The organism is Actinoplanes cyaneus (assembly GCF_016862095.1).
In the GTDB taxonomy this organism is placed as follows: domain Bacteria; phylum Actinomycetota; class Actinomycetes; order Mycobacteriales; family Micromonosporaceae; genus Actinoplanes; species Actinoplanes cyaneus.
The window spans coordinates 41,983-67,115 of the sequence record NZ_BOMH01000044.1 but is presented as its reverse complement, the minus strand read 5'-3'; the positions used below and the strand labels follow the sequence as shown (position 1 = coordinate 67,115).

Annotated in this window: 23 protein-coding genes; 9 read left to right on the top strand and 14 right to left on the bottom strand. The window is 70.5% G+C overall.

Translation table 11 applies throughout. From position 1 onward, the window contains the following. Positions 1–2: 2 nt before the first annotated feature. Genes Acy02nite_RS29820 through Acy02nite_RS29810 form a run of 3 tightly spaced genes read right to left on the bottom strand, consistent with a single transcriptional unit; the run spans position 3 to position 2,004 of the window. Positions 3–245: a helix-turn-helix transcriptional regulator gene (locus Acy02nite_RS29820; protein ID WP_203746863.1), complete on the bottom strand. Its 243-nt coding sequence runs from the start codon at positions 243–245 to the stop codon at positions 3–5. Continuing rightward, positions 245–1,084 carry an ABC transporter permease gene (locus Acy02nite_RS29815; RefSeq protein WP_203746861.1) on the bottom strand — a complete coding sequence of 280 codons (840 nt, stop codon included), beginning with the start codon at positions 1,082–1,084 and terminating at the stop codon, positions 245–247. Before Acy02nite_RS29815 ends, Acy02nite_RS29820 begins: the two co-directional genes overlap by 1 nt. Next, complete coding sequence (locus Acy02nite_RS29810; RefSeq protein WP_239175343.1) at positions 1,081–2,004, bottom strand: ABC transporter ATP-binding protein; 924 nt, start codon at positions 2,002–2,004, stop codon at positions 1,081–1,083. Before Acy02nite_RS29810 ends, Acy02nite_RS29815 begins: the two co-directional genes overlap by 4 nt. A 268-nt stretch (positions 2,005–2,272) precedes the next feature. Between Acy02nite_RS29810 and Acy02nite_RS29805 the strand changes: the two genes are divergently transcribed. Beyond that, entirely contained in the window at positions 2,273–3,214 is a 942-nt protein-coding gene (locus tag Acy02nite_RS29805) for a radical SAM protein (RefSeq protein ID WP_203746857.1), read from the top strand. A gap of 427 nt (positions 3,215–3,641) precedes the next feature. Here the strand turns inward: Acy02nite_RS29805 and arfB are convergent, their stop codons facing one another. Continuing rightward, entirely contained in the window at positions 3,642–4,082 is a 441-nt protein-coding gene (gene arfB, locus Acy02nite_RS29800) for an alternative ribosome rescue aminoacyl-tRNA hydrolase ArfB (protein ID WP_203746855.1), read from the bottom strand. 106 nt (positions 4,083–4,188) lie between these two features. On the opposite strand from arfB, the gene Acy02nite_RS29795 reads away from it, so the two are divergent. From Acy02nite_RS29795 to thrS, 5 genes are all read left to right on the top strand, one after another. After that, a complete protein-coding gene (locus Acy02nite_RS29795) occupies positions 4,189–5,517 on the top strand; it encodes a M16 family metallopeptidase (RefSeq protein WP_239175344.1) in 1,329 nt (442 codons plus the stop codon). Further along, entirely contained in the window at positions 5,514–6,854 is a 1,341-nt protein-coding gene (locus tag Acy02nite_RS29790; protein WP_203746851.1) for a M16 family metallopeptidase, read from the top strand. The genes Acy02nite_RS29795 and Acy02nite_RS29790 overlap by 4 nt, the downstream gene beginning before the upstream one ends. 37 nt (positions 6,855–6,891) lie before the next feature. Continuing rightward, positions 6,892–7,890, top strand: a complete 999-nt coding sequence (locus Acy02nite_RS29785) for an endonuclease/exonuclease/phosphatase family protein (RefSeq protein WP_203746844.1) — start codon at positions 6,892–6,894, stop codon at positions 7,888–7,890. After that, positions 7,887–8,423 carry a GNAT family N-acetyltransferase gene (locus Acy02nite_RS29780; RefSeq protein ID WP_203746842.1) on the top strand — a complete coding sequence of 179 codons (537 nt, stop codon included), beginning with the start codon at positions 7,887–7,889 and terminating at the stop codon, positions 8,421–8,423. The genes Acy02nite_RS29785 and Acy02nite_RS29780 overlap by 4 nt, the downstream gene beginning before the upstream one ends. Before the next feature lie 138 nt (positions 8,424–8,561). Next, positions 8,562–9,758: a threonine--tRNA ligase gene (gene thrS, locus Acy02nite_RS29775; protein WP_203746840.1), complete on the top strand. Its 1,197-nt coding sequence runs from the start codon at positions 8,562–8,564 to the stop codon at positions 9,756–9,758. Here thrS and cimA read toward each other — a convergent pair. After that, the gene (gene cimA / locus Acy02nite_RS29770) at positions 9,737–11,311 is read right to left on the bottom strand and encodes a citramalate synthase (RefSeq protein WP_203746838.1); all 1,575 of its coding nucleotides are present in this window, start codon (positions 11,309–11,311) and stop codon (positions 9,737–9,739) included. The two genes, thrS and cimA, sit on opposite strands and share 22 nt — an antisense overlap. A 228-nt stretch (positions 11,312–11,539) precedes the next feature. After that, entirely contained in the window at positions 11,540–12,034 is a 495-nt protein-coding gene (locus Acy02nite_RS29765; RefSeq protein WP_203746836.1) for a hypothetical protein, read from the bottom strand. Between Acy02nite_RS29765 and Acy02nite_RS29760 the strand changes: the two genes are divergently transcribed. Then, entirely contained in the window at positions 12,020–12,160 is a 141-nt protein-coding gene (locus Acy02nite_RS29760) for a hypothetical protein (RefSeq protein WP_203746834.1), read from the top strand. The two genes, Acy02nite_RS29765 and Acy02nite_RS29760, sit on opposite strands and share 15 nt — an antisense overlap. Positions 12,161–12,212: 52 nt before the next feature. Beyond that, entirely contained in the window at positions 12,213–12,956 is a 744-nt protein-coding gene (locus tag Acy02nite_RS29755) for a tyrosine-protein phosphatase (protein ID WP_203746832.1), read from the top strand. A 91-nt stretch (positions 12,957–13,047) separates the two neighbouring features. On the opposite strand, the gene Acy02nite_RS29750 is transcribed toward Acy02nite_RS29755, so the two are convergent. The 3 genes from Acy02nite_RS29750 to Acy02nite_RS29740 all read right to left on the bottom strand — a co-directional run bounded on the left by Acy02nite_RS29750 (position 13,048) and on the right by Acy02nite_RS29740 (position 16,427). Next, positions 13,048–13,932: a hypothetical protein gene (locus tag Acy02nite_RS29750; protein ID WP_203746830.1), complete on the bottom strand. Its 885-nt coding sequence runs from the start codon at positions 13,930–13,932 to the stop codon at positions 13,048–13,050. Positions 13,933–14,120: 188 nt separating this feature from the next. Beyond that, the gene (locus Acy02nite_RS29745) at positions 14,121–15,218 is read right to left on the bottom strand and encodes a branched-chain amino acid aminotransferase (RefSeq protein WP_203746828.1); all 1,098 of its coding nucleotides are present in this window, start codon (positions 15,216–15,218) and stop codon (positions 14,121–14,123) included. Between the two features lie 177 nt (positions 15,219–15,395). Beyond that, positions 15,396–16,427, bottom strand: a complete 1,032-nt coding sequence (locus tag Acy02nite_RS29740; RefSeq protein ID WP_203746826.1) for a 3-isopropylmalate dehydrogenase — start codon at positions 16,425–16,427, stop codon at positions 15,396–15,398. 370 nt (positions 16,428–16,797) lie between these two features. On the opposite strand from Acy02nite_RS29740, the gene Acy02nite_RS29735 reads away from it, so the two are divergent. Continuing rightward, positions 16,798–17,136 (top strand): hypothetical protein, encoded by a 339-nt coding sequence (locus Acy02nite_RS29735; RefSeq protein ID WP_425548259.1) that lies wholly within the window; start codon positions 16,798–16,800, stop codon positions 17,134–17,136. Positions 17,137–17,292: 156 nt separating this feature from the next. On the opposite strand, the gene serA is transcribed toward Acy02nite_RS29735, so the two are convergent. The 5 genes from serA to Acy02nite_RS29710 all read right to left on the bottom strand — a co-directional run bounded on the left by serA (position 17,293) and on the right by Acy02nite_RS29710 (position 25,059). Next, positions 17,293–18,867: a phosphoglycerate dehydrogenase gene (gene serA / locus Acy02nite_RS29730; RefSeq protein WP_203746811.1), complete on the bottom strand. Its 1,575-nt coding sequence runs from the start codon at positions 18,865–18,867 to the stop codon at positions 17,293–17,295. A 271-nt stretch (positions 18,868–19,138) separates the two neighbouring features. Next, the gene (gene ilvC / locus Acy02nite_RS29725) at positions 19,139–20,152 is read right to left on the bottom strand and encodes a ketol-acid reductoisomerase (protein ID WP_203746809.1); all 1,014 of its coding nucleotides are present in this window, start codon (positions 20,150–20,152) and stop codon (positions 19,139–19,141) included. A 30-nt stretch (positions 20,153–20,182) separates the two neighbouring features. Continuing rightward, positions 20,183–20,701, bottom strand: a complete 519-nt coding sequence (gene ilvN, locus Acy02nite_RS29720) for an acetolactate synthase small subunit (RefSeq protein WP_122980997.1) — start codon at positions 20,699–20,701, stop codon at positions 20,183–20,185. After that, a complete protein-coding gene (locus tag Acy02nite_RS29715; protein ID WP_203746808.1) occupies positions 20,698–22,527 on the bottom strand; it encodes an acetolactate synthase large subunit in 1,830 nt (609 codons plus the stop codon). Before Acy02nite_RS29715 ends, ilvN begins: the two co-directional genes overlap by 4 nt. 141 nt (positions 22,528–22,668) lie before the next feature. Continuing rightward, positions 22,669–25,059, bottom strand: coding sequence for a putative bifunctional diguanylate cyclase/phosphodiesterase (locus tag Acy02nite_RS29710; RefSeq protein WP_425548257.1), 2,391 nt, complete (start codon positions 25,057–25,059; stop codon positions 22,669–22,671). Positions 25,060–25,133: the final 74 nt, after the last annotated feature.

Genomic DNA, 25,133 nt, shown 5'->3' with positions numbered 1-25,133 from the left:
ATCTACGCCGGGTGAGTCGCCGCACCGAGCCGCGGGAACGGCTCGAGCGCGAACACCACCTCGACCGGCACCTCGAAGTACTGACAGATGCGCAGCGCCAGGTGGAGGCTGGGGCTGAACTCGCCCCGCTCCAGGTAGCCCACGGTCTGGTAGTGCACCCCCAGCGCGTCGGCCAGCTGCCGCCGCGAGATGCCGCGCTCGGCGCGCAGCATCGCGATCCGGTTGTACGTGATCTCGCTCGCCATCAGCGCCCCACTCGGGACAACGCCCGCTCCCGTCGTGCCTCGACGGCCGAACCGGACTCCCGCGCGGCCATCCGCCGCAGCAGGATCGGGGCCAGCACCAGCCCGAGGACCGCCCAGCCGGCCAGCACGCCGAACGTCTCCAGATGCCGCCAGGAGTGCCCGATCTCCACCGCGGCCAGGGAATCGGGCAGGAAGACCGAGCGCATGCCCAACCCTAGCCAGTACATCGGGAAGACCTGCCCCAGGCCCTGCAGCCAGCCGGGGAAGCCGGTGATCGGGTAGAAGATGCCGGAGATCGCGATCGCCCCGAAGATCGGCAGGGTCACCAGCGCCATGTTGCGCGGGTCGTCGAAGAGCGAGCCGACCGCCGCGCCCAGCGGCAGCGTCGCCACGAAGGCGACCGGGAGCAGCCAGAGCAGGGTGAGCCAGCCGCCGACGTCCACCGACAGGCCGTCCACCAGGAACAGCCCGGGGATCAACTGGATCAGGAAGCCGATCAGCGTCATCCCGCCGACCAGCACCACCTTGCCGGTCAGATAGCTGGCCATCCCGCTCGGGACGGCCTTGGCGCGCAGCAGCGTGCCGTCCTCCCGGTCCATGATCAACTGCTGCGAGGTGGTCATCAGGCCGCCCATCGCGATGCCCATGCCGAAAACCCCGGGCAGGGTCCGGGAGCCGAGCGAGAACGAGGTGCCGGGCACCGTCGAGTTGCGCATGAAGGCGACAGTGGCCAGCAGCAGGATCGCCGGGAACAGGTACGACCAGAGGTCGACGCTGTTCGTCAGGGTGTGCCGGATCTCTATCCAGCCGCGCCGCAGCCCCATCACGATCGGCGTCATCGGCTCGCCTCCGCTTCGTGCACCAGCTTCATGTAGGTCTCCTCCAGACTGGACCGGCGCACCTCCAGGTCGCCGATGGCCTCGCCGTACTGCCGGAAGAGCTCCCGCACATACGCCGTGGCATCCGCCGTGGAGTGCACGAAGCGCTGCCCGTCGCGCGTCCAGCGGATCTCCGACTCACCGGCGACCCGGCGGGACAGCTCGTCCGCCGAGCCGCTCGCGATGATCCGCCCGCCGGCCAGGATCAGGATCCGGTCGGCGAGTTTCTCCGCCTCGTCGAGGTCGTGCGTGGTGAGCAGCACCGTGGTGTCGGCCATGTCGGTCAGCTCGTGGATCAGGTCGTGGAAGTCACGCCGGGCCGCCGGGTCGAAACCGACCGTCGGCTCGTCGAGGAAGAGCAGCTCGGGGCGGCCGACGATGCCGATCGCCACGTCCAGCCGGCGGCGCTGGCCGCCGGAGAGCTTGCTCACCCGGGTGCGCCCGGCGCCGGTCAGGCCGACCGCGTCGAGCAGCTCGTCGACCGGCCAGGGCCGGACGATCTGCTCGGTGCGGAACGGCAGGTAGTGCAGGCCGACGTGCTCCAGCAGCTCGCGCACCTGCCACTTGCCGTGGTCGCGCCAGGACTGCAGGACCACGCCGAGCCGGGCCCGCCAGCGCTCGCCGCCGTGCTCCGGGTCGGTGCCGAGCACCCGCACGTGCCCGGCCGAGCGTCGGCGGAACCCTTCCAGGATCTCGATCGTCGTGGTCTTGCCCGCGCCGTTCGGCCCGAGGAGCGCGAGCACCTCGCCGGGACGCGCCGAGAAGCCGATGCCGTTCAGAACCTCTTTCGGCCCGTATCGCATCCGCAGGTCACGAACCTCGATGACCGGCTCGGCGACCAGTGGCTCCGCGCCGGCGCCTCGCACTACCGCCTCCATCATGTCCATCAAGCTATCAAACTTGTAGTAGGTGTACTACATTGCTCCGTATGGCTTCTGTCTTCGTCCTGACGCTGGGGCTCGGCCCTCGGCTGGGGTTCGCGCTGCCCGGCGCCCCCGGGCTCGGCTGGCCGCCGGCGCTCCGAAAACGTCCCATATCCGATGAAGACGGGAATAGCGCCCCGGTCGAGCAGAAAGAACACACCGTGGCGGACCTCATTAGCGCCTAACGGTGATCGTGTTGATCGCTTCGGCTAGATACATTGGTGCGATGGGGATCAAGCAGGTGAGGGCACTCACCACCACGCTGCCCTCGGTCACCTGGATACCCCTCGCCCGGGCGCACGCCGAGCGCGCCGACCAGATGACCGCGGGCCACCGTGCCCGCCGGGCGACGGGTGAGAAACACGCCATCGAGGATTTCCTCTACGACTACTACGGCACCCGCCCGGCGATGCTGCGCCGCTGGCACCCGGGGGTCGGCGCCGGCCTGTCCGCGGCGCCGGACGGCCTGGCCGAGCACGCCGCCTGGAAGTTCTACGCGACCCACGAGGACGGCATCGTCGCCCTCGACGAGGACGCGTTCATGCACGCCCGCGGCGAGAGCGTGCGCTACATCCACGGGTTGCTCACCGCGACGGCGTCGCGCCCGGTCTTCTCCGGCTGCTTCGGCCTGCACGAATGGGCCATGGTCTACCGCGACCCGGAGCACCGGCACCCGCTGCCGCTGCGCCTCGGCCAGTCCGAGACCGACAAGGTCGTCGAGCAGCACACCATCCGGTGCACGCACTTCGACGCGTTCCGCTTCTTCACGCCGGAGGCCGTCGGGCTGAACAGGTTGCAGCCCACCCGGGCGACCCAGGTCGACCTGGATCAGCCGGGCTGCCTGCACGCCGCGATGGATGTGCACAAGTGGGCGCAGAAACTGGGTCCCGCCGTCCCCGGCGCGCTCGCGCTCGACTGCTTCGCCCTGGCCGGCGAGATCCGCCTGCTCGACATGCAGGCCAGTCCGTACGATCTCGAGTCCTACGGGCACCCGCCCGTGAAGATCGAGACCCCGGAGGGCAAGGCGGAGTACGTGGGCCGTCAGCGCGAGCTGGCCCGCCGTGCCGCCGGCCTGCGCAGCCGCCTGATCCGCGTCTGCGAGGCGCTGCTCGGGCCCGAGGGCGCCGCCCGCAACCGCGAAGCAGTCGCCCCTTTCAACCACCGTTGACCGATTCAACCCAGAAACGCCAGATCAAACCACTTTCCCGTACGTCGTGAGCCGGCGGCCTCCGGTCGCCGGCTCGACCACGTCCGGCGGTCCGCCGGCAGCCGCCTCCAGGTCACGCCCCCGGCAGCCATGCGCGACGCCCGCCGTGGGTCCCGGCCGCCACGCGACCCGCCCCTCCGGCTGGTTCTCATGGACGTTATTCGTGCCTCATAACGTCCATGAGAACCAGCCGGGACCGCGGGTCGCGGCTGGAGCCCGACCCGGCGCACTGCTCGCGTACCCCCGCCGCGCCCAGCACCATCAGCCGGCACCGAGCCCCGGACACACGCCCGGCCGCCGGCGGACGTCGCGGGTCGGGCCGGTCGGGGTTGATCTTCGGTTTCGGAACAGACCGCTGGCGGGGCCCGGAGATGTCCGGGGGCGACGGCTAGTCGCTGGGGAAGTTGCGGCGGTTGCGCTTGGTCTCGCCGCGCTGCTTCTTCGCGGTGATCCGGCGCTCGACCGAGCCCTTCGTCGGCCGGGTCGCACGCCGGGCCCGCGGCGGGGCGGCGATCGCGGAGGCGACCAGGGAGCTGAGGCGGGCGACCGCGGCCTCACGATTGCGCAGCTGGGAACGGTGCTCGGAGGCGGTGACGGTGAGCACGCCGGAGACCAGGCGCGCACCGAGACGCTCGACGGCACGCTCCCGCAGGGACACCGGCAGCAGCTCGGAGCCGAGCAGGTCCCAGGAGAGCTCGACCCGGGAGTCGGTGGTGTTCACGCCCTGGCCGCCCGGGCCACCGGAGCGGGAGAAACGCCACGAGAGCTCCGCCGCCGGGATGGTCAGGCGGTCGTTCACCCGTACGTCCTCAAGCACGCCGCCCAGCATGGCATCCGGACCGGCCGGCCGCCATCCGGTTAAAGATCGACTCGTGGGAACGCCCTTAGCGAACGGGCGCGTGCAGCCGGGCCGAAGCACGGCGTCACAGGGCATGATGGGTCGGGTGACGTCCCCAACCGCACCGGTCGCCACGACCGGGTATCCGTGGCCCATCGAAACCACGCGGCTGGCGAACGGCCTGCGTGTCGTCGTCAGCGAGGACCGGACCGCCCCGGTCGTCTGCGTCAATCTCTGGTATGACGTCGGCTCCCGGCACGAACCGCCCGGTCAGACCGGCTTCGCGCATCTCTTCGAGCATCTGATGTTCGAGGGCTCGCAGCACGTGAAGAAGACCGAGCACATGAGGCTGGTGCAGGGCAACGGCGGTTCGCTGAACGCCACGACGAACCCGGACCGGACGAACTACTTCGAGTCCATGCCGTCGGAGCACCTGGAGCTCGCGCTCTGGCTGGAGGCGGACCGGATGGGCGGCCTGGTCCCGGCGCTGACCCAGGAGACGCTGGACAACCAGCGCGAGGTGGTGAAGAACGAGCGCCGCCAGCGGTACGACAACGTGCCGTACGGGGATGCCTGGTTGCGTCTTCTTCCGCTGCTCTACCCGCAGGGCCATCCGTATCACCACTCCACGATCGGCTCGATGGAGGATCTGAACGGCGCCGCGCTGGACACGTTCAAGGCGTTCCACCAGCAGTACTACGCGCCGAACAACTGCGTGCTCACGGTCACCGGGGATGCGTCGCCGGCCGAGGTGTTCGCGCTGGCGGAGAAGTATTTCGGGGCGATCGAGCCGGTGCCCGGCATTCCCCCGGCGCCGGACGGGCATCTCGCCGGCCCGGCCACCGAGCCGGTGCGGGAGACCGTGACGGCCGCCGTTCCCGCCCCGCGGATCTATCTGTCCCACCGGACGTACCCGTTCGGGACGGCCGGCTACGACGCGATCACCGTGCTCGCGACGGTGCTGGGCAGTGGCCGCGGCAGCCGGCTCTACCAGCGCCTGGCCGACGGCAAGCGGATCGCCCAGCCGGATTACATCGGGTCGTACGGGGTGGACCTGGCGCACGCCCCGGCCCCGCTGATCATCACGGCCACCGCGAAGGACGGCGTGGACGTGGCGACGCTGGAGGCCGGCCTCGACGAGGTGGTGCAGAGCCTGATCGACGAGCCGGTGACGGACGAGGAGCTGAACCGGGCGAAGGCGCTGCTGACCACGAGCTGGTGGCGGCAGGTCTCCACGGTCGGCGGCCGGGCGGACACGCTGGGGCGTTACACGACGCAGTTCGGTGACCCGGCGACCGCCGGTTACCGGCTTCCGGCGTGGCAGGCGGTGACCGCCGACGACGTCACCGAGGCGGCCACCCGGACGCTGCAGCGCAACTCCCGCGTCACGTTGACGTACCTGCCCGAGGAAGGCCCCACCGCATGACGCTCATCACGACGCGCCCCGAGGCCGGCACCGCCCGGCCGTACGTGTTCCCGGCGCTGCGCCGCGTCACCGCGCACGGCGGCACGGTCATCGCCGCGCACCTGCCCGGTCAGGTCCTGGCCACGGCGGTGCTGCTGCTCGACGCGAGTGCCGCCCGCGAGACCGAGGGCCGTGAGGGCACCGCGACCGTCCTCGCGAAATCGCTGGAGGAGGGCACGAGGAAGAGGGATTCCGCGGCGTACGCGCTGGCTCTGGAAGGTCTCGGCGCCGAGCTCTCGCCGTCCGTCGACTGGGACGCGTTCCGGATCGGCGTCTCCGCCCCCGCCCCGCGGCTGGCCGGCGCGGTCCGGCTGGCCGCCGAGGCCGCCCGCACGCCGAAACTGGATCCGGAGGATGTGATCCGGGTCCGCGACGACGAGGTGACCGCGCTGCGGATGGACTGGGCACAGCCCGGCCCGCGGGCGGACGCGGCGCTGCGCGGTGACCTGTTCGCCACCGAGGGGCGGTACCGCAAGCCGCTGCACGGCGATCCGGCGTCGGTGGCGGCGGTGACCGTGGACGACGTGGTCGCGTTCCACCAGGAGTGGATGCTACGGCCGGGGGTGCTGCTGGTCGCCGGTGACCTGGACGGGCTGGACCTGTCCGAGCTGGCCGAGGCCGCGTTCGCCGGCACCGCCGGGCAGGCGCTGTCGCCGGCCGCTCCGCTCGGCCTGGCGATCCCGGCGAAACCGCACGTGATCCTGGTCGACCGGCCGGGCTCGGTGCAGTCGACGCTGCGGCTCGGGCATCGGGCGCCGGAGCGGGCCACGCCCGACTACGTGCCGATGACGCTGGCGGCGACGGTGCTCGGCGGGGCGTTCACGTCCCGGCTGAACCATCTGATCCGTGAGGTCAAGGGCTACACGTACGGGATTCGCGGCTCCTACGCGATGACCCGCCGGGCTGGCCGCTTCGAGGTGGCCGCCGGCGTGCAGACGGCGGTGACCGGGGCCGCGATCAAGGACACGCTCGGCGAGATCCGACGCACCCAGCAGGAGGGGGTCACCGAGGAGGAGCTGGCGGTGGCGCGATCCTGGCGGGCCGGTCAGCTGTCGGTGGAGATGCAGACGCCGGGCGCGATCGCCGGGGCGCTGGCGAGCCTGGTCGTGCACGGGCTGCCGGACGACTACTACGAGACGCTGCGCCGGGAGTATCTGGAGGCGACCGTCGAGACGGTGTCCGAGGCCGCGCGGCGGCACCTCGCGGTGGACGGGTTGACGCTGGTCGTCGAGGGCGACGGCGAGAAGATCCGGGCGGAGCTGGCCGAGTTCGGCGACCTGACCGAATCGGCGGTGTGAGCAGGCGTCATGGCCGCGATCAACTAGGGTCGCGGCCATGACGATCACTGACGCGCCCGTTGTCGAGACGCGCCCGGGTCGCCGTAACGGCGTCACGGTTCTGCTCTGGCTGCTGCTCGTGCCGGGACTGGCGTGGACGGTGTTCCGGCTGAGTGGCTGGGAACCGGGGCGCTTGATCCAGTTGATGGCTTTCACGCCGTACGTGGCCATCGGGTCCTTGATTCCTGCCCTTCTCGCCCTGATCTGTCGCAGGTGGGCAGCGGGGGTGGTGGCGGCCCTGGTGGTCGCGGTGCTGGCGGCGTGTGTCGTGCCGCGCGCGCTGCCCGATCTGGACCGGGGGCCCGGCAAGGGCGTCGCGCTGCGCGTCATGACCGCGAATCTGCTGCTCGGGGGCGCGGACACGAACGAGATCGTCCGGCTGGTGCGGGAGCACGACGTCGCCGTGCTGGCGTTGCAGGAGTTCTCGCCGAAGGCGGAGGCCAGGCTGGCCGCGGCCGGGCTCGGCGAGCTGCTGCCCCATCACGAGCTGGCCGCCGAGCCGGGCGCCACCGGCTCGGGGCTGTACTCACGGTTTCCGCTGGCCGACCCGGGTTCGCGTCGCAACGGCGGTCAGTTCATGCAGACCTTCGGGACGATCCGGCCGCCCGGCGCCGCGGCGGTCGTCGTCGAGTCGGTGCACCCGCTCGCGCCGGCCGCGCCGGAGGCGTTCGGCGCCTGGCGGACCGACCTGGCGAACGAGCCCCGGTCGGACGGCGACAACCCGCGGCGGATCCTGCTCGGCGACTTCAACGCGACCCTCGACCACGGGGCGTTACGGGAGCTGATCGCGCACGGTTACCGGGACGCGGCCGACACCGTCGGCAAGGGCTGGATCGGCACCTGGGGGCCGTACGACGGGGACCTGATCCCACCGGTCATCATCGATCATGTTCTGGTTGACGAGCAGATCGGGGTACGAGACGTGTCAGTGCACGGGGTGAAGGACTCAGACCACCGCTCGGTGGTCGCCGAGCTGACCCTCCCGGCGGCGTCATGAGCGTCGCCATCCGGCCCCTGACCCTGGACGACGTGCCGGAGTTGGCCCGGGTCCTGGCCGCGAACCGGGAGTACCTGGCGCCGTGGGATCCGATCCGCGACGACAGCTTCTACACCGAGGACGGCCAGCGCAGGATCGTCGCCGACGTGCTGCGCGGGAGCAGTTCGCTGCCGCACGTGATCCTGGCCGACGGTGAGCTCGCCGGGCGGGTCAACCTGAACAACCTGGTCCGCGGCCCGTTCCAGTCGTCGAGCCTCGGTTACTGGGTGTCCTCGTCGCACGCGGGGAAGGGTGTCGCCTCACAGGCGGTGGCGCAGGTGCTGCGTCTCGCGTTCACCGGCTACGACCTGCACCGGGTCGAGGCGGGCACGCTGCTGCACAACGAACGGTCGCAGCGGGTGCTGCTCAAGAACGGTTTCGAGAGGTTCGGCATGGCGCCGCGCTACCTGAAGATCGCCGGTGAGTGGCAGGACCATTATCTGTTCCAGATCACCGTGGAAAACTGGTTGGAGCGGCCGGCTCCTTCCGCCTAGTCTCAGCGCCATGCTTTTCGACGCGATCACGACCACGCCGGGACCACCCGGCGTCGAATCGCGCTGACGAATCGGCCTCGGGCAACCTGCCCGAGGCCTTTTCGTGCGGGTTGCCCTTCCCCGAGAAGGAGACCCGTCATGATCGACCACCGTAAACTCGGCCGCGAGCTGGACCTCTTCGATTCCGACCCGATGATCGGCGCCGGGCTGCCGTTCTGGCTGCCGGCCGGCGCCGCCGCGCGTCGTGAGATCGAGTCGTATCTCTACGAGCTGGAACGGCGCAACGGCTATCAGCACGTCTACTCCCCGGCGCTGGGCAGACGTGCGATGTACGAGCGCTCCGGGCACCTGGCGAACTTCGCCGGCGACATGTTCCCGCCGATGCCGGTCGGTGAGGACGAACTGATGCTGCGACCGAGCCTGTGCCCCCATCACGCGCTGATCTTCAAGGCGCGGCAACGGTCGTACCGGGAAATGCCCTTGAGAATCGCGGAATTGGGGCAGATGTATCGCCAGGAGCGCTCCGGCGTGCTCGGCGGTCTTTCCCGGGTCCGGTCGATAGCGCTGAACGACTCGCACATCTTCTGCGCACCCGCGCAGGCCGCGCAGGAGGTGGCCGGCGTGCTGCGACTGATGCGGGAATCGCACGCGGCGCTCGGCCTCCGGCCGGCGAGCTGTCAGCTCTCGCTGCGCGGGCCGGGCAAGAAATACGGCGGCGACGACGCGAACTGGGCCCAATCGGAGGCGTTGCTGCGGGGCGCGCTTTCCGACGCGGCGATGGCGTACGACGTGAAAGCCGGAGAAGCCGCGTTCTACGGCCCGAAGATCGACGTGCAGGTCGTCGACGCGGCCGGGCGGGAATGGACCATCGCCACCGTCCAGATCGACTTCCACCAGCCGGAGCGGTTCGACCTGTCCTACGTCGACGCGTCCGGCGCGAAGGCCCGCCCGGTGATGGTGCACCGCAGTCTCGCCGGTTCGATGGAGCGGCTGTTCGGGCAGCTCATCGAGGAGCACGGCGGGGCGTTCCCGGTCTGGTACGCCCCCGTCCAGCTCGCCGTCCTGCCGTTGGTGCCGTCGTCGTTCGCCGACGAGGCGATCGCCGCGGGCCTGCGGGTCTCGGTGCACCACGACGGCTCGCTGGGCGCACGCATCCGGGAGGCCGCGCTTCGGAAGGTTCCCTACATCGCGGTGATCGGCGCCCGGGAGGAAGGCCTCGTCTCGCTGCGGCTGCGCGACGGTCGGCAGTTGGATCCGATGCCGGGGGCGGAGGCGATCGCACTGATCAGCGCGGTCGCCGCCGCCCGCTCCGCTCAGCTCTTGGCCAGGCCGTAGGTCAGGGCGTCGACCAGGGCGGTCCAGCTCGCCTCGACGATGTTCTCGTGCACGCCGACAGTGGTCCATTCGCGCTGGTGATCGCCCGTGTCCAGCAGGACGCGGGTGATCGCGTTGGTGCCGTGGGTGCCTTCCAGGATCCGTACCTTGAAATCGGTCAGCTCGAACGACTTCAGTGCCGGGTAGTGGTTGGAGAGCGCGGTGCGCAACGCCTCGTCGAGCGCGTTGACCGGGCCGTTGCCCTCGGCGGTCGCGATCACGCGCTCGCCCTTCACCCGCACCTTCACCGTCGCCTCGGAGATCACCTTGCCGTCCTCGCGGTGCTCGACGAGCACCCGGTACGACTCCAGGGTGAACGGCGTGCTGACGTCGTCGCCCGGGAGCTCGCCGCGGACCAGCAGCTCGAACGAGGCGTCAGCGGCCTCGAAGGACCAGCCGACCGCCTCCAGGTCCTTCACCCGCTGGGTGACGGTGGAGAGCGTTTCCGGATGGCCGGCCAGGTCGATGCCGAGCTCACGGCTCTTGAGCTCGATGCTGGCCCGGCCGGCCATCTCGGTCACCAGGATCCGCATGTCGTTGCCGACAACCGACGGGTCGACGTGGTTGTAGAGCAGCGGATCCACCTTGATCGCGCTCGCGTGCAGGCCCGCCTTGTGGGCGAACGCCGCGGCCCCGACATAGGCCTGGTGGGTGTCGGGGGCGATGTTGGCGATCTCGGCGAGCGCGGTCGAGACCCGCGTCGCCTTCTCCAGGCATCCGTCCGGTAGGACCTTCAGCCCGAGCTTGAGTTGCAGGTTGCTGACCACGGCGAACAGGTCGGCGTTGCCGGGGCGCTCGCCGTATCCGTTCGCGGTGCACTGGAAGTGCTTCACCCCGGCCTCGACCGCGGCGATCGTGTTCGCGACCGCGCAGGCGGTGTCGTTCTGACAGTGGATGCCGAGCCGGTCGGCGCTCACCCCGGCCCGCTCGACGACCTCGGTGACCGCCTTCGTGATCATCGAGGGGAGCATGCCGCCGTTGGTGTCGCACATGACCACGCGCTCGGCGCCGGCGTCGATCGCGGTGCGCACCACGGACGCGGTGTACTCCGGGTCGAAGCGGAAGCCGTCGAAGAAGTGCTCACAGTCCACGAACGCGCGGCGCCCGTTGGCGACCAGGTGCTCGACGGTGTCCCGGACCATCGCCAGGTTCTCCTCCGGCGTGGTGCGCAGCGCCCGCTCCACATGCCGGACATCCGACTTGGCCACCACGCAGACCACCGGCGTCCCGGCGTCCAGCAGCGCTTTGACCTGCGCGTCGGCGGTCACGTCGACACCGGCCTTGCGGGTCGCGCCGAACGCCACCAGGACCGCGTTCTTCAATTCCAGCTCGGTCTTCGCCCGTTCGAAGAACTCGGTGTCCTTGGGCATGGCGCCCGGCCAGCCACCCTCGATGAAGCCGACGCCGAACTCGTCGAGCAGCCGCGCGACGGCGAGTTTGTCGGCGACCGTGTAGCTGATTCCCTCGCGCTGCCCGCCGTCGCGCAGCGTCGTGTCGAACACCTGGTAGTTCATCGGGGAGGTCCTTTCAGTCGGTCACCCACACCACAACAAAAAGACCCCCCGCGGATGCGGGAGGTCTGCGCGTCGGCGAAGTCGTCAGCCGGCGCGCTAGGTGCGAATAATCAGCACGAGGTGGGTCACGGTTCGTAGCATGCCACGCACACACACCGTGAGACGGAAAAACCCACAACCTGGGACGGCGCGGCGGCCGGGCCGGCGGTCAGCCGGCCCGGCCGTTCCTCATCGCGCGTCGCCCAGGGGCGGTCCCGGAACGCTGCTCACCAGCGCCGCCAGCAAAGCCTTCGTGAAATCCCCGTCGGGCTCCGGCGCCACCAGGGTGAGCAACGACATGCCCGGCCCGGCCAGCACCATCGGGTAGGGATCGAACCGGAAACCAGTGCGCTCGTACGGATCCTGGTGCGCCATCACCTCGGTGGTGAGCCGGGTGAGCGGCCGGTAATACAGGGCGAACGGCCCCTCGCCCCGACGGTCCGGCGCGTATCCCCGGTCGTCCCACCCCGACTCCATCGCGGTGTCGCGGGCGACCAGCACCTCACCGGTGCCCGCCGGCACCTGAGCCGCCCGCTCGGGCCAGGAGCCGAAACCGTTCACGGCCTCCGCTCCGGCAGCGACCCGCATCTGCGGCCATCGGGCAGCCCAGCCGTCGAGGAAACCCCGCACCACCGGGCCGGCGTCGCCCGCGACGACCAGGACCAGGTCATGTCCGCTGATCATGACGGGCTCCATCCTGAGGTAGGACCGAAGTACGACGAGTTGGATCGCGGGATCGAGATGCCACCGGGCACCGACGTGGTCGCCCCGCGCGGCGTGGTCTGGTCCCCCGACGGCGACCGCCTCTGAGACAGCCGACCTCCGGGGTCGAGCAATCGACCCCGGAAGATAGGTTGGGCGGGTGGTTGCTGAACAGTACTCGCGAAACCTCGGCTTCTCCGCGACCTACAACTTCCGCGACGTCGGTGGTTACACCGGCCTCGACGGGCGGACGGTGCGATGGCGGCGGCTCTTCCGGGCCGACTCGCTGCACCGGATCGACGAGGCCGACACCGCCGCCTTCACGGCCCTGGGCGTCCGGACGGTCATCGACCTGCGACGCCCGTTCGAGATCGAGAAGTTCGGCCGCGTCCCCGAGCGCTACGGGCTCGACTACCGCAACCTGGTCATCAAGCACGTCGACTGGGACGAGATCGCGCACCCCGAGGGGACGGTCCACGAGCGCTGGCTCGCCGACAGGTACCTGAACTTCGCCGAGGACGGGCGCGAGGGCATCCTGGAGTCGCTGCGCCTGATCGCCGACCCGGACGCCGCGCCGGTGGTCGTGCACTGCATGGCCGGCAAGGACCGGACCGGCACGATCTGCGCGCTGACGTTGTCACTGCTCGGGGTCTCGGACGAGAACATCGCCGCGGATTACGCGCTCACCACCGGCGCGATGGCACGCCTCACGGATTACCTGCTGAAGACCGACCCCGATGCGGTACGGGGTAACGAGCACATGTTCGACTCACCGCCCGCCGCGATGCTGCTGTTCCTCGACGACCTGCGTGCCCTGCACGGCTCGGTCGAGGACTACGTCCGCGAGCTCGGCCTCACCGACGCCGAGCTCACCGCGATGCGCCGCCACCTGCTGGAGGACTGACCGGCCACCGACCGTCCGGCTCGGCGCCTCGCCGGGCGGGACCCGGTCTCATGGGTGGCGGCACCGTCCATGAGACCGGTCGTCCGGGGTGTTACCAGATCTCCATGTCGTCCAGCGTCTGAGCCGTCAGGGCCTGCTGGATCCAGCCGGTCAACCGGTCCGAATCGGTGCAGGCGATGATCTCCGCCCGGGCCGCCTCCGACAGGTCGATTCCCCGGGTTTCCAGGATGGTGAGGACCGCCTCGGCTTTGCCCTTCGCCTCGCCTTTGGCCTCGCCCTTGGCCTCCCCTGCGGAGAAGTAACGACGGGCGAATTCGCTCTGGTAGGTGCGACTTGCGGTAGCCATGAACTCCTCCAGGGACTTCCGGGCCGCCATCGGCAGCGCCACAAGCATGAGGTCAGTGTATAGAGCGGCACGGTCGGGATTGAGGGCGTCGAGCCCGGCGAACAGAGCCTCGAACAGTGCGTTCTGATCCGGATGGTTCGGGTGGGCGAGGGTGGACAACACTGCCAGCTCGGGCTGGCGGCGAGCCTGGCCGGCATCGGTGATGACCGGCACCTGTTCGGGACCGAGCGCCATCGGGATCGCGATCGATCCGGGTGGGCCGATGGCGATCGGTGCCGCCGCCCACTTGGCGACGACCCGGAGCGGGCAGACCACCAGCAACGCGACCGGACAGGCCAGCCGGGCATACAGAGTGGCTATGTAGGCCGGCCAGGAAAGGCGTTTACGGCGGTCGACGCCGAGCTGGACCTCGATGATGACCGCGAGCACGGCAGCGCCCGCCTGGGTGAGGGTGACGACCGCGTCGGCTCGGTACTCGGTGGGCGCGACATCGTTCAGATCGGCGGAGGACAGGCGCGCCTCGTCGAAGTCCGGCACCGGTATTCGCAATGTCTGATCGAGTAGGTCCGCAGCGAATGCCGGCCGATCCCGGAACATCTCGATGAGAGTTTCGTGCAGCTGCGTGGGCATGTCATTGACGCTAGCCAACTTGTCGCCCGAAAACTAGTCGCGCGACACGATGTCATGCGCGCCACAGGCGCGATCGGGGCGTTCGACGGCCGTACCGGGAGATGGGACGGAGCGGGAGTGGAGGTGGCAGAAAGCGAAAAGCCCACCGCAACCGCTGATCGGCGGTTGCGGTGGGCGGTGCAGCGGCGTCAGAAGACCCGGTGGACCCAGCCGAACGTGTCCTCGGCGCGGCCGCGCTGGATGTCGACGAGCTCCTTGCGGAGGCCCATCGTGACCTCGCCGGGGCCGCCGTCGGCGACGGTGAAGTCGCCGTCGAGGCTCTTGATCGTGCCGATCGGGGTGATCACCGCGGCGGTGCCGCAGGCGAACGCCTCGCGGACGCGACCGGAGGCGGCACCGTCGCGCCACTCCTGCAGGCTGATCGCGCGTTCCTCGACGCGGCGACCGGCCCGCTCGGCCAGCTTGATCACCGAGTCGCGGGTGATGCCGGGCAGGATCGTGCCGGTCAGCGGCGGGGTGACCAGGGAGCCGTCGTCGAGGACGAGGAAGACGTTCATGCCGCCGAGCTCGTCGATGTACTTGCGCTCCACCGCGTCGAGGTAGACGACCTGGTCACAGCCGTGCTCGATGGCCTCGGCCTGGGCGGAGAGGCCGGCCGCGTAGTTGCCGCCGCACTTGGCCGCGCCGGTGCCACCGGGGGCCGCGCGGGTGTAGTCCGGAGTGACCCAGACCGAGACCGGCTTGACGCCGCCGGAGAAGTACGGCCCGACCGGGGACGCGATGACCAGGTAGAGGTATTCCAGGGACGGGCGCACGCCGAGGAAGACCTCGCTGGCGTAGGCGAACGGCCGCAGGTAGAGGCTGCCGTCCTCGCCCCCGGGGATCCATTGCCGGTCGATCGAGATGATCTCGTGCAGCGACTTGAGGAAGATCTCCTCGGGCAGCGCCGGCATCGCCATCCGCTGGGCGGACTGGGCGAACCGGGCGGCGTTCGCCTCCGGGCGGAACATCGCGACGCCGCCGTCGGGCAGCGTGTACGCCTTCAGGCCCTCGAAGATCTCCTGCGCGTAGTGCAGCACGGCGCTGGCCGGATCCATCGGGATCGGTGCGCGGGCCTCGACGCGGGGCTCATACCACCCCTTACCGTCGGCGTAGCGCACGGTGACCATGTGGTCCGTGAAGACCCTGCCGAACCCGGGGTTGGCCAGCAGCGCGGCACGCTCGGCGTCCGTTACGGGAGCCGGATTCGGGCGGATCTCGAAGTCGAGGCTGTCACCACCGCTCATGGCAAAGGGACCTGCTTTCTGCGGAGAATAAGCATGCGAGGGGCACCCGTGGTGCGCCCATGAATCTACCCCGAACGGTCGTTAAAACAACGACCGCGAGGCTTCGCGAGACGAACCGATGCTCCGCTCAGGGGGCTACCGGACGGTAGCCGATCACACCGGTGACGTGGCCGTGGGTCAGACGGCTGCGGCGACCCGGTCGCCGACCTCGGCGGTACGCAGCGGCGCGCCCGGCGTGCGGGACGCGACCTCGGCCGCGACCGCCTCGGTTACTCGCGCGGCCTCGGCGTGCCGGCCCAGGTGCTCCAGCAGCAGCGCCGCGGAGAGGATGGCCGCGGCCGGGTCGGCGATGCCCTGGCCGGCGATGTCCGGCGCGGAGCCGTGCACCGGCTCGAACGTCGACGGGAACTTGCGCTCCGGGTTGACCGAGCCGCTGGCGGCCATGCCGATGCCACCGGTGACGGCGGCGGCGATGTCGGTGAGGATGTCGCCGAACAGGTTGTCGGTGACGACCACGTCGAAGCGCTGCGGGTTGCTGACCATGAACATGCTGGCCGCGTCGATGTGCTGGTATTCCGTGGTGACGCCGGGGAACTCGGCGGCGACCGCGGCGAACGTGCGGGACCACAGGTTGCCGGCGTGGGTGAGCACGTTGGTCTTGTGGACCAGGGTCACGTGCTTGCGGTCGCGGCGCTGGGCGCGGTCGAACGCGTCCCGGATGACCCGCTCGACGCCGTGCCGGGTGTTCAGGCTCTCCTCGGTGGCGATCTCGGCGGGGGTGTCCTTGTGCAGGACGCCGCCGGCGCCGACGTAGAGGCCCTCGGTGCCCTCCCGGACCACGACCATGTCGATCTCACCGGGCTTCACCCCGGCGAGCGGGCTGGTGGTGCCGGGCCAGAGCTTGGAGGGGCGCAGGTTCACATACTGATCGAAGTCGAACCGGAGCTTCAGCAGCAGGCCGCGCTCCAGGACGCCCGGCGGGACACTCGGGTCGCCGATCGCGCCCAGCAGGATCGCGTCGTGGCCGGCCAGCTCGGTCTGGACCGACGCGGGCAGGACCTCGCCGGTGCGGTTGTAGAGGCGGGCGCCCAGGTCGTACTCGTTGTAGTCGGCACCGGGCAGAACCGCGTCGATCACCTTGCGCGCCTGCGCGGTCACCTCGGTTCCGATGCCGTCGCCGGCCACCACCGCGATCCGCGCCACGCTCACGATTCGACTCCCCTGCCCCGTCCGGATGAACACCACACACCGTAACGCGGCTTCCCGAAAGCCGGAACGGCGGTCTCAGAATCTGAACCACTCGGGAAACGAACAGCCCCCGGATCGCGGCAAACGATCACGGGGGCTGCTGCGACGAGTACGCGTGGCTCGGTCCCGCCGAATTCTTGACCGCGCGACCCGCGACAGACTCCGTCACCCGAAGACGAGTCCACCCAAGGACGTGCGGCCGGGACCAACGCTAGCGATGCGGACTAAAGACGCGCAAGACGCATCCCCGCGTGTCGGCCCACGGGTTCGGCGACCGGAGCCCCTCTGATGGCACCATGCGCCGGTGAGTTTCGACCTAGTGGTGTGGGCGATGGACCCCGCGGCGGCCCCGGACCAGGTGCGCGCCGCCAATGCTCGGTGCGCCGAGGGCGTACACCCGCAACGCCCGGCCGACCCGCGCGTTGTCGCCTTCTATGATGCCCTGACCAGCAGTTATCCGGATCGTGGGCCGCGCGCGACGGCCCCCGGATCGCCCTGGGCCAGCTCGCCGCTGCACGCCGCGGCGGACCACATCCAGATGCGGCTGGACGAGAACTGCCCGGATGCGGTGCTGGAGACGATCGAGCGGCTGGCCGCCGAGCTGAACCTGGACCTTCTGGATCTTCAGGACGGCACGGTGTACCCGCCGCCGGTCCGGAGCGGCCGCTGACCCGATCCGGGGAAAACCGCCAAGAAGAAAATCCCCAGGATGATTACGGTACGGCGGTGGAGCTCCGCCGGCCCGGCTGAGCCGGACCGGCGGCAGGCGAACAGAACGGGTCCCGTGGTGAGCGCGGGTCCACCGCGGACGAGCGGATCGGCGCACTCAGTCGGCGCGCAGGTCCACGGCGGACGACAGGGACGAGCCGATGTCGCGGGCGACGCCGGCCAGCAGCTCGGGGTCGACCGAACCGTCCACGGTCAGCGTCATCAGCGCCTCCCCGCCGGCCGCGCGCCGGGCCACCTGCATGGCCGCGATGTTCACCCCGGCCAGGCCCAGCATCGTGCCGATCCGCCCGACCACGCCCGGCCGGTCCCGGTAGCGGAAGAACAGCAGCACCCCGTCGGCAGGCAGGTCCAGCTCGAACCCGTCGACCTCGACGAGTTTCCCCCCGGCCCCGGCCACCGCGAACGTGCGCCCGTCGGCGAGCGCGCCCCGGACCACGATGAGGCTCGCGTGCTCGCCGGCGTCCTCCGACGTCGCCAGCTCCACCGCGACGCCCCGCCCGGCGGCCAGCGCCGGCGCGTTCACGTAGGTGACCCGCTCCTCCACGACGGAGGTGAAGAGGCCTTTCGTGGTGGCCAGGCCGAGCACGCCGACGTCGTGGGTGGCGACCTCGCCGCGCACCTCGACGGTGATCCGGGCGGCGACCCCACCGGCGACCGCGGTGAACACCCGCCCGAGCTTCTCCGCCAACGGCAGCAGTGGCCGTACGTCCTCGTCCACCGCCCCGCCGGCGCGCACGTTCACCGCCTCGGGCACGAACTCGCCGCGCAGCGCCAGCCGCACGCTGCGCGCCACGGCGAGGCCGGCCTTGTCCTGCGCCTCGACCGTCGACGCGCCCAGGTGCGGGGTGACCGTCACGGTGTCGAAGGCGAACAGCGGTGACGAGGTCAGCGGCTCGGTCTCGAACACGTCCAGTCCGGCGCCCGCGACCCGGCCGTCGGCGATCGCCTCGGCCAGCGCGCGTTCGTCGACCAGGCCGCCGCGAGCCGCGTTCACGATCCGTACCCCCGGCTTGACGGTTGCCAGCTCCTTCTCGCCGATCAGGCCGATCGTCTCCGGCGTGCGGGGCAGGTGCACCGAGATGAAGTCACTCTCCCGGACGAGGTCGTCCAGGGTGACCAGCCGGACGCCGAGTTGCGCGGCGCGGGCCGGCTGCACGTACGGGTCGTACGCGATCACCTCGGTCCCGAAGGCGGCCATCCGCTGGGCCACCAGCACCCCGATCCGGCCCAGACCGACCACACCGACGGTCTTGCCGTGCACTTCGACACCGGTGTACGCCGAGCGCCGCCACTTCCCGGCCTTGAGTGCCGCGCTGGCGCTGGCGGTGTGCCGTGCCGTGGTCAGCAGCAGCGCCACCGCCTGCTCCGCGGCCGAGATGATGTTGCTGGTGGGCGCGTTGACCACTAGCACCCCGCGGGCGGTGGCGGCGGGGATGTCGACGTTGTCGAGCCCCACCCCGGCCCGCGCCACGACGCGCAGGTGTGGTGCGGACTCCAGGGCCTCGGCGTCGATCCGGGTGGCGCTCCGGACGATCACCGCCTCGGCCTCGTTCAGGGCGTTCAGCAGCGCGGGCCGGTCCGTGCCGTCCACCGTACGGACGTCGAAGTCCGTGGTGAGCACCTCGATCGCGGCGGGCGCCAACTCCTCGGTTACCAGGACGACAGAAGTCATGGACCCTCCATCCAGGTTCGTCACATTGACGGACACAAATGGTACGGAGCGTCGGCGACGGCGGTTCAGTTCACTCACGGAATCGAGGGTTTCCGGAACCAACAGCGGACAGTGAAGGGGCCGGTGATCGCTTTGGACGCGCCAGCGGCCAGATCACCGGCCCCGGCCCGCGCGGGAGCATGCGGCCTGGGCCCCGCTGGGCCGGCGTATATAAGAATCTGGGTATGCAAAAGCGCCCGGCCACGATCGGCCGGGCGCTTTCTTCGCGAGATCAGGCGGTTTCGGTGATGGGGCGGTCGACCCAGCTCATCATGCCGCGCAGCTTCTTGCCGGTGACCTCGATCGGGTGCTCGGCGCCCTGCTCACGGTACTTCTTGAGCTCGGGGCCGCCGGCCTCGTCGTCGGCGATCAGGCGGCGGGTGAACTCGCCGGTCTGGATGTCGGAGAGGATGCGCTTCATCTCCTGCTTGGTCTCCGCGTTGATCACGCGCGGGCCGGAGACGTAGTCGCCGAACTCGGCGGTGTCCGAGACGCTGTACCGCATCCGGGAGATGCCGCCCTCGTACATCAGGTCGACGATCAGCTTCAGCTCGTGCAGGCACTCGAAGTAGGCGATCTCCGGGGCGTAACCCGCCTCGGTGAGCACCTCGAAACCGGTCTGGACCAGGGCCGCGGTGCCGCCGCAGAGCACGGCCTGCTCGCCGAACAGGTCGGTCTCGGTCTCCTCCTTGAACGTCGTCTTGATGACGCCGGCGCGGGTGCCACCGATCGCCTTCGCGTACGACAGGGCGAGCGCCTGGCCGTTGCCGTCCGGGTCCTGCTCGACGGCGATCAGCGCGGGCACGCCCTTGCCGTCCACGTACTGCCGGCGCACCAGGTGGCCCGGGCCCTTCGGGGCGACCATCGCGACGGTCACGTCGGCCGGCGGCTTGATCAGCTCGAAGCGGATGTTCAGGCCGTGGCCGAAGAACAGCGCCTTGCCCGCGGACAGGCTCGGGGCGATCGACTCGGCGTAGATCTTGCGCTGCGCGGTGTCCGGCGCGAGCACCATGATCACGTCGGCCCAGGCGGACGCCTCGGCCGGGGTCTTCACGGTCAGGCCCTGCTCCTCGGCCTTCGGACGGCTCTTGGAACCCTCCTGCAGACCGACCACGACCTCGACGCCCGAGTCACGCAGCGACAGCGAGTGGGCGTGGCCCTGGCTGCCGTAGCCGATGACGGCGACCTTCTTGCCCTGGATGATCGACAGGTCAGCGTCGTCGTCGTAAAACACTTCGGCGGTCATGAAATCCTTCTTCTCTGTGTTCGGGGAAATCTAGGCGGCACGGAGCGCGGGGCCCGTGGTGATGGAGCGGGAGCCGCGGCCGATCGCCACGAGACCCGACTGGACCATCTCCTTGATGCCGTACGGCTCGAGGTCGCGCAGCAACGCATCCAGTTTGTCGGGATTACCGGTGGCCTCGATCGTCAGGGTGTCCGGAGCGACGTCGATCACCCGCGCCCGGAACAGCTCGACGGTCTCCAGCACCTGGCCACGCTGCGCCCGGTCAGCACGCACCTTGACCAGCAGGAGCTCACGCTGGACCGACTGCGCCGGGTCCAGCTCCACGATCTTCAGCACGTTCACCAGCTTGTTGAGCTGCTTGGTGACCTGCTCCAGCGGGGACGACTCGGCGTCCACCACGATCGTGATGCGGCTGACGTCCGGGTTCTCCGTCTCGCCGACCGCCAGGGAGTCGATGTTGAAGCTGCGCCGGGAGAACAGGCCGCTCACCCGGGCGAGCACGCCGGGCTTGTTCTCGACCAGCACGGACAGCGTGTGTTTGGTGGTCACAGGTCGTCCTCTTCGAAGGTCGGGCGCACGTCCCGGGCGAACATGATCTCGTCGTTGCTGGTGCCGGCCGCGACCATCGGCCACACCATGGCGTCCTTGCCGACCGTGAAGTCGATGACCACCGGCGCGTCGTTGATCTCCATGGCCTGCTTGATGACCTTGTCGACGTCGTCCTTCGACTCGCAGCGCAGGCCGATGCAGCCCAGCGCCTCGGCCAGCTTCACGAAGTCCGGGATCCGGTGCTTGTGCGTGCCCAGCTCGGTGTTGGAGTAGCGCCCGTCGTAGAACAGGGTCTGCCACTGGCGGACCATGCCCAGGTTGCCGTTGTTGATCACGGCGATCTTGACCGGGATGCCCTCCAGCGCGCAGGTGGCCAGCTCCTGGTTGGTCATCTGGAAGCAGCCGTCGCCGTCGATCGCCCAGACCTGGGTGTCCGGCCGGCCGACCTTGGCGCCCATCGCGGCCGGAACCGCGTAGCCCATGGTCCCGGCGCCGCCGGAGTTGAGCCAGGTGCCCGGCTTCTCGTACTTGATGAACTGCGAGGCCCACATCTGGTGCTGCCCGACCCCGGCGCAGTAGATCGCGTCCGGGCCGACCAGCTCACCGATCCGCTCGATCACGTACTGCGGGGCGAGGGTGCCGTCGGTCGGCTCCTCGTAGCCCAGCGGGTACCGCTCGCGCAGGTCGTTGAGCGTGGTCCACCAGGCCGGGTACTGCTCGACCCCGCCGGAGGTGGCCGAGACCGCGGCGATCAGCTCGTCGATCACGTGCCGGGCGTCGCCGACGATCGGGACGTCCGCGTGCCGGTTCTTGCCGATCTCGGCCGGGTCGATGTCGGCGTGCACGATCTTCGCGTCCGGCGCGAACGAGTCCAGCTGGCCGGTGACCCGGTCGTCGAACCGCGCGCCGAGCGTCACCAGCAGGTCCGCCTTCTGCAGCGCGTAGACCGCCGGGACGGTGCCGTGCATACCGGGCATGCCCAGGTGCTGCGGGTGCGAGTCGGGGAACGCGCCGAGCGCCATCAGCGTGGTGACCACCGGCATGCCGGTCAGCTCGGCCAGCTTGCGCAGCCCGTCGGTGGCGCCGGCCTTCAGCACGCCGCCGCCCACGTACAGCACCGGGCGCTTGGCCGCGGCGATCAGCCGGGCCGCCTCGCGGATCTGCTTGCCGTGCGGGTGCAGGGTCGGGCGGTAACCCGGCAGGTCCAGGGTCGGCGGCCAGGCGAACGTGGTCTGCGCCTGCTGCACGTCCTTGGGGATGTCGACCAGGACCGGGCCGGGCCGCCCGGTGGCCGCCAGGTGGAACGCCTCCGCCATGATCCGCGGCAGCTCCTCGGGCGTCTGCACGAGGAAGTTGTGCTTGGTGATCGGCAGGGTGATGCCCTGGATGTCCGCCTCCTGGAAGGCGTCCGTGCCGATCGCCGCCCGCGACACCTGGCCGGTGATCGCGACGATCGGGACCGAGTCCATGTACGCGTCGGCGATCGCGGTGACCAGGTTCGTCGCACCCGGGCCACTGGTCGCCATGCACACCCCGACCTTGCCGGTGGCCTGGGCATACCCGGTCGCGGCGTGCCCCGCGCCCTGCTCGTGGCGGACCAGGATGTGCCGGACCGTGGAGTCGAACAGCGGGTCGTACGCCGGCAGGATCGTCCCGCCCGGAATGCCGAACACGACCTCCACGCCGAGCGCCTCAAGCGACCGGACGAGCGCGCCGGCGCCCGTGGTGGCTACCGGGGCGGTCGAGACCGGAGCGGTGTTCACGGCCGCCGCGACGGTGGCCGGAGTGGCTCGATGAGCTAGCGATTCAGGCGTGGGTCTAGTCATGACAGTTCAGACCTTTTCGGTTTGGCGTCCGACACTCGAGCAACAAAAAAGGCCCACGTGCGAATGCACGGGACCTAGCGCACCCTCCTCGGTGAGGAGTGGTGCGCTCAGATAAGTACTCGGGACGCGAAGCACATGCGGCTAACCTTGCCCCATCTCACGGCCTGAGTCAACTGATCCCACATTTTGATCAACGGCCGGCGGCGTGAACTCCGGATCGGTCGGCAGCAACGCTCTGAGCTGCCGCATTCCGGGACCGAGTCGCACCACCTGACTGCGGGCCGGCGCGTTCGCCGGCGGGCCCGTGCGTGCGGCCGGGAGTGGTCGCGGGCCCACCGGGCGCAACGATTCGAGGCGTGATTGGAAGTGCTCCGCGGGCACGCCCCAGCCGAAGAGCGAGCCCTGGCCGAGCCGGCAACCGGCCTCCTCGACCACCTCGCGCTGGGCCGGCGTGCCGATCCCCTCGGCGAGCACCTCCAGCCCGAGCCGGTGACCCAGCCGGACCACCACGTCGACCAGCGGCGCGGCGGTGCCGGTGCGGGACTCCGGCTCGGCCACCAGCGCGTGATCGATCTTGAGAATGTCCACCGGAAGAGTGCGCAGCTGGGTCAGCGACGAATAGCCGGCGCCGAAGTCGTCCAGCGCGATCCGCACCCCGGTCTCGCGCAACTCGGCGAGCCGCCGCACCAGCTCCTCCATGTCGGTGGCGACCGCGTGCTCGGTCACCTCCAGCACCAGCCGCTGCGGCGGGACCCCCAGCTCGGCCAGGATGTCGGCGACCTGCGCGGCGTAGTCGGCGTTGTGCAGCTCCTTGGGCGACAGGTTCACCGACATCCAGATGTCGTGACCGGCGGCCAGCCAGTCGGCGAGCTGGCGGCACGCGTTCTCCAGCACCCAGGCGCCGATGCGGTTGATCAGGCCGGACTCCTCGGCGACCGGGATGAACTCGTCCGGCCGGACCGGCCCCAGGTCCGGGTGGGTCCAGCGGAGCAGCGCCTCGGCGCCCACCGGCCGCATCGACGGCAGGGCCACCACCGGCTGGAACACCAGGCGCAGCTGGTCGCGGTCGATCGCGTGGCGCAGCTCGCCGGTCAGCGTGCCCCGGCGGCGCAGCAACTCGTCGTAACCGGCCTGGTACCGCTCGACCCGGTTCTTGCCGCGCTGCTTGGCGTACCGCAGCGCCAGGTCCGCGTCGTGCAGCAGCTCGCCGGTGGAGGCCACGCCGACGCTGGCGGAGAGGTAGATCTGGCCGCCGTCCACCTCGTAGGGCTCGCCCAGCACGGCGAGCAGCCGGTGCGCCGCGAGCACCGCCTCGTCCGCGTCACCGTGCATCAGGACCGCGAACTCGTCACCGCCCAGCCGGGCCGCCACGTCGCCGTCCAGCAGGTTGCGTGCCAGGCGGGCGCCGACCTCGGCCAGCACCGCGTCGCCCACGTCGTGCCCGCGCAGGTCGTTGACGGTCTTGAAGCCGTCCATGTCGATGCCGATCAGGGCGGTCGGCGGATCCTTCTCCTTCAGCGCCAGTTGCAGGCCACGGCGGTTGGCCAGGCCGGTCAGCGGGTCGGTGTGCGCCAGGTCACGGAAGTGCTTCTCCCGTTGCCGCAGCTGCACCGTGTAGCGCCGGACGTCGTCCAGGGCCAGGAACTGCCGGGCGACCAGGGCGAGGCCCTCCACGCTGATCCCGAAATACCCGTACGCGTCGAGGGTGCCGCCGCGGGCCAGGTGATAGCCGAGCGCGGCGACGACGAAGAGCATCGGGACCACCGCGTACGCCCCGCCGCGCTCCAGCACGTCGCCGGTCGCGCGGACCGGGCGGTCGGCGGCCCGCACCGCCCACGCCACCAGGATCAGCCCGGCACTGAGCAGCAGCACCGAGGTCAGCACCAGCTCGTCGGCCCGCCGGCAGATGCCGCTGGTCACCCCGGCCGAGGCGATCGCGGTGAGGCTCACCCCCAGGCCGATCCGCACGGTGTGCCGCCGCGGCCGGTGCGCGTGCAGTGCCAGCACGCCGGTCAGGCCCAGCGCGACCACGGCCAGCACGGCCGGGAGGATCACGGCGGCGCACTGGTACGGCGTGGCCTCGCCGAGCAGCCGGGTGGGGCGCGCCACCAGCACCCAGCCGACGAACCACACCGACGCCGCGATGACCAGCCCGTCCAGCACGTTGCGCAGCGCGGCGGCCGGCCCGCGGGCGGCGCCGGGCAGCGCGATCGTGCCGGCCAGCAGGGTGAGAGTGCCGGACGCCATCCCGATCGCCATCAGCGTGGCGAGCGTCCGGCTGCCGGACACGGCGTCGTGGTCCTGGTGGTGGTGCTCGGTGAGCAACACGGTGGCCAGGCCGGCCAGGGCGGCCGCGGTGACCAGCGCCCCACCGGCGGCGAGCAGCAGATGTGCCCGGCGGGCCGCGCCGGTGTGCCGGCGACCCGAGCGCCCCAGCAGCGCGACCGCCGGGACCGCGGCGAGCAGGCCGGCCAGCCCCGCCAGCTCCATACCGGACGGTGAGTGCACGCACACACTCTGCCGGATCTTCATCGATACCGGAAGGCTCCCCGCCCAGGAAGGCGTCCCGCGCTGTGGACGTCACTGGCGATCGACGCCCTGGCCGG

Bases quoted from the DNA above. Each gene is read 5' to 3' on its own strand.
- Acy02nite_RS29710 (WP_425548257.1), bottom strand. From the start codon at position 25,059: ATGAAGATCCGGCAGAGTGTGTGCGTGCACTCACCGTCCGGTATGGAG.
- Acy02nite_RS29745 (WP_203746828.1), bottom strand. From the start codon at position 15,218: ATGAGCGGTGGTGACAGCCTCGACTTCGAGATCCGCCCGAATCCGGCT.
- Acy02nite_RS29780 (WP_203746842.1), top strand. From the start codon at position 7,887: ATGAGCGTCGCCATCCGGCCCCTGACCCTGGACGACGTGCCGGAGTTG.
- Acy02nite_RS29795 (WP_239175344.1), top strand. From the start codon at position 4,189: ATGGGTCGGGTGACGTCCCCAACCGCACCGGTCGCCACGACCGGGTAT.
- thrS (WP_203746840.1), top strand. From the start codon at position 8,562: ATGATCGACCACCGTAAACTCGGCCGCGAGCTGGACCTCTTCGATTCC.
- Acy02nite_RS29805 (WP_203746857.1), top strand. From the start codon at position 2,273: ATGGGGATCAAGCAGGTGAGGGCACTCACCACCACGCTGCCCTCGGTC.
- Acy02nite_RS29750 (WP_203746830.1), bottom strand. From the start codon at position 13,932: ATGCCCACGCAGCTGCACGAAACTCTCATCGAGATGTTCCGGGATCGG.
- Acy02nite_RS29810 (WP_239175343.1), bottom strand. From the start codon at position 2,004: ATGATGGAGGCGGTAGTGCGAGGCGCCGGCGCGGAGCCACTGGTCGCC.
- Acy02nite_RS29735 (WP_425548259.1), top strand. From the start codon at position 16,798: ATGGACCCCGCGGCGGCCCCGGACCAGGTGCGCGCCGCCAATGCTCGG.
- arfB (WP_203746855.1), bottom strand. From the start codon at position 4,082: ATGCTGGGCGGCGTGCTTGAGGACGTACGGGTGAACGACCGCCTGACC.
- ilvC (WP_203746809.1), bottom strand. From the start codon at position 20,152: ATGACCGCCGAAGTGTTTTACGACGACGACGCTGACCTGTCGATCATC.
- Acy02nite_RS29815 (WP_203746861.1), bottom strand. From the start codon at position 1,084: ATGACGCCGATCGTGATGGGGCTGCGGCGCGGCTGGATAGAGATCCGG.
- Acy02nite_RS29785 (WP_203746844.1), top strand. From the start codon at position 6,892: ATGACGATCACTGACGCGCCCGTTGTCGAGACGCGCCCGGGTCGCCGT.
- Acy02nite_RS29820 (WP_203746863.1), bottom strand. From the start codon at position 245: ATGGCGAGCGAGATCACGTACAACCGGATCGCGATGCTGCGCGCCGAG.
- serA (WP_203746811.1), bottom strand. From the start codon at position 18,867: ATGACTTCTGTCGTCCTGGTAACCGAGGAGTTGGCGCCCGCCGCGATC.
- cimA (WP_203746838.1), bottom strand. From the start codon at position 11,311: ATGAACTACCAGGTGTTCGACACGACGCTGCGCGACGGCGGGCAGCGC.
- Acy02nite_RS29790 (WP_203746851.1), top strand. From the start codon at position 5,514: ATGACGCTCATCACGACGCGCCCCGAGGCCGGCACCGCCCGGCCGTAC.
- Acy02nite_RS29760 (WP_203746834.1), top strand. From the start codon at position 12,020: ATGTCCGCTGATCATGACGGGCTCCATCCTGAGGTAGGACCGAAGTAC.
- Acy02nite_RS29715 (WP_203746808.1), bottom strand. From the start codon at position 22,527: ATGACTAGACCCACGCCTGAATCGCTAGCTCATCGAGCCACTCCGGCC.
- Acy02nite_RS29765 (WP_203746836.1), bottom strand. From the start codon at position 12,034: ATGATCAGCGGACATGACCTGGTCCTGGTCGTCGCGGGCGACGCCGGC.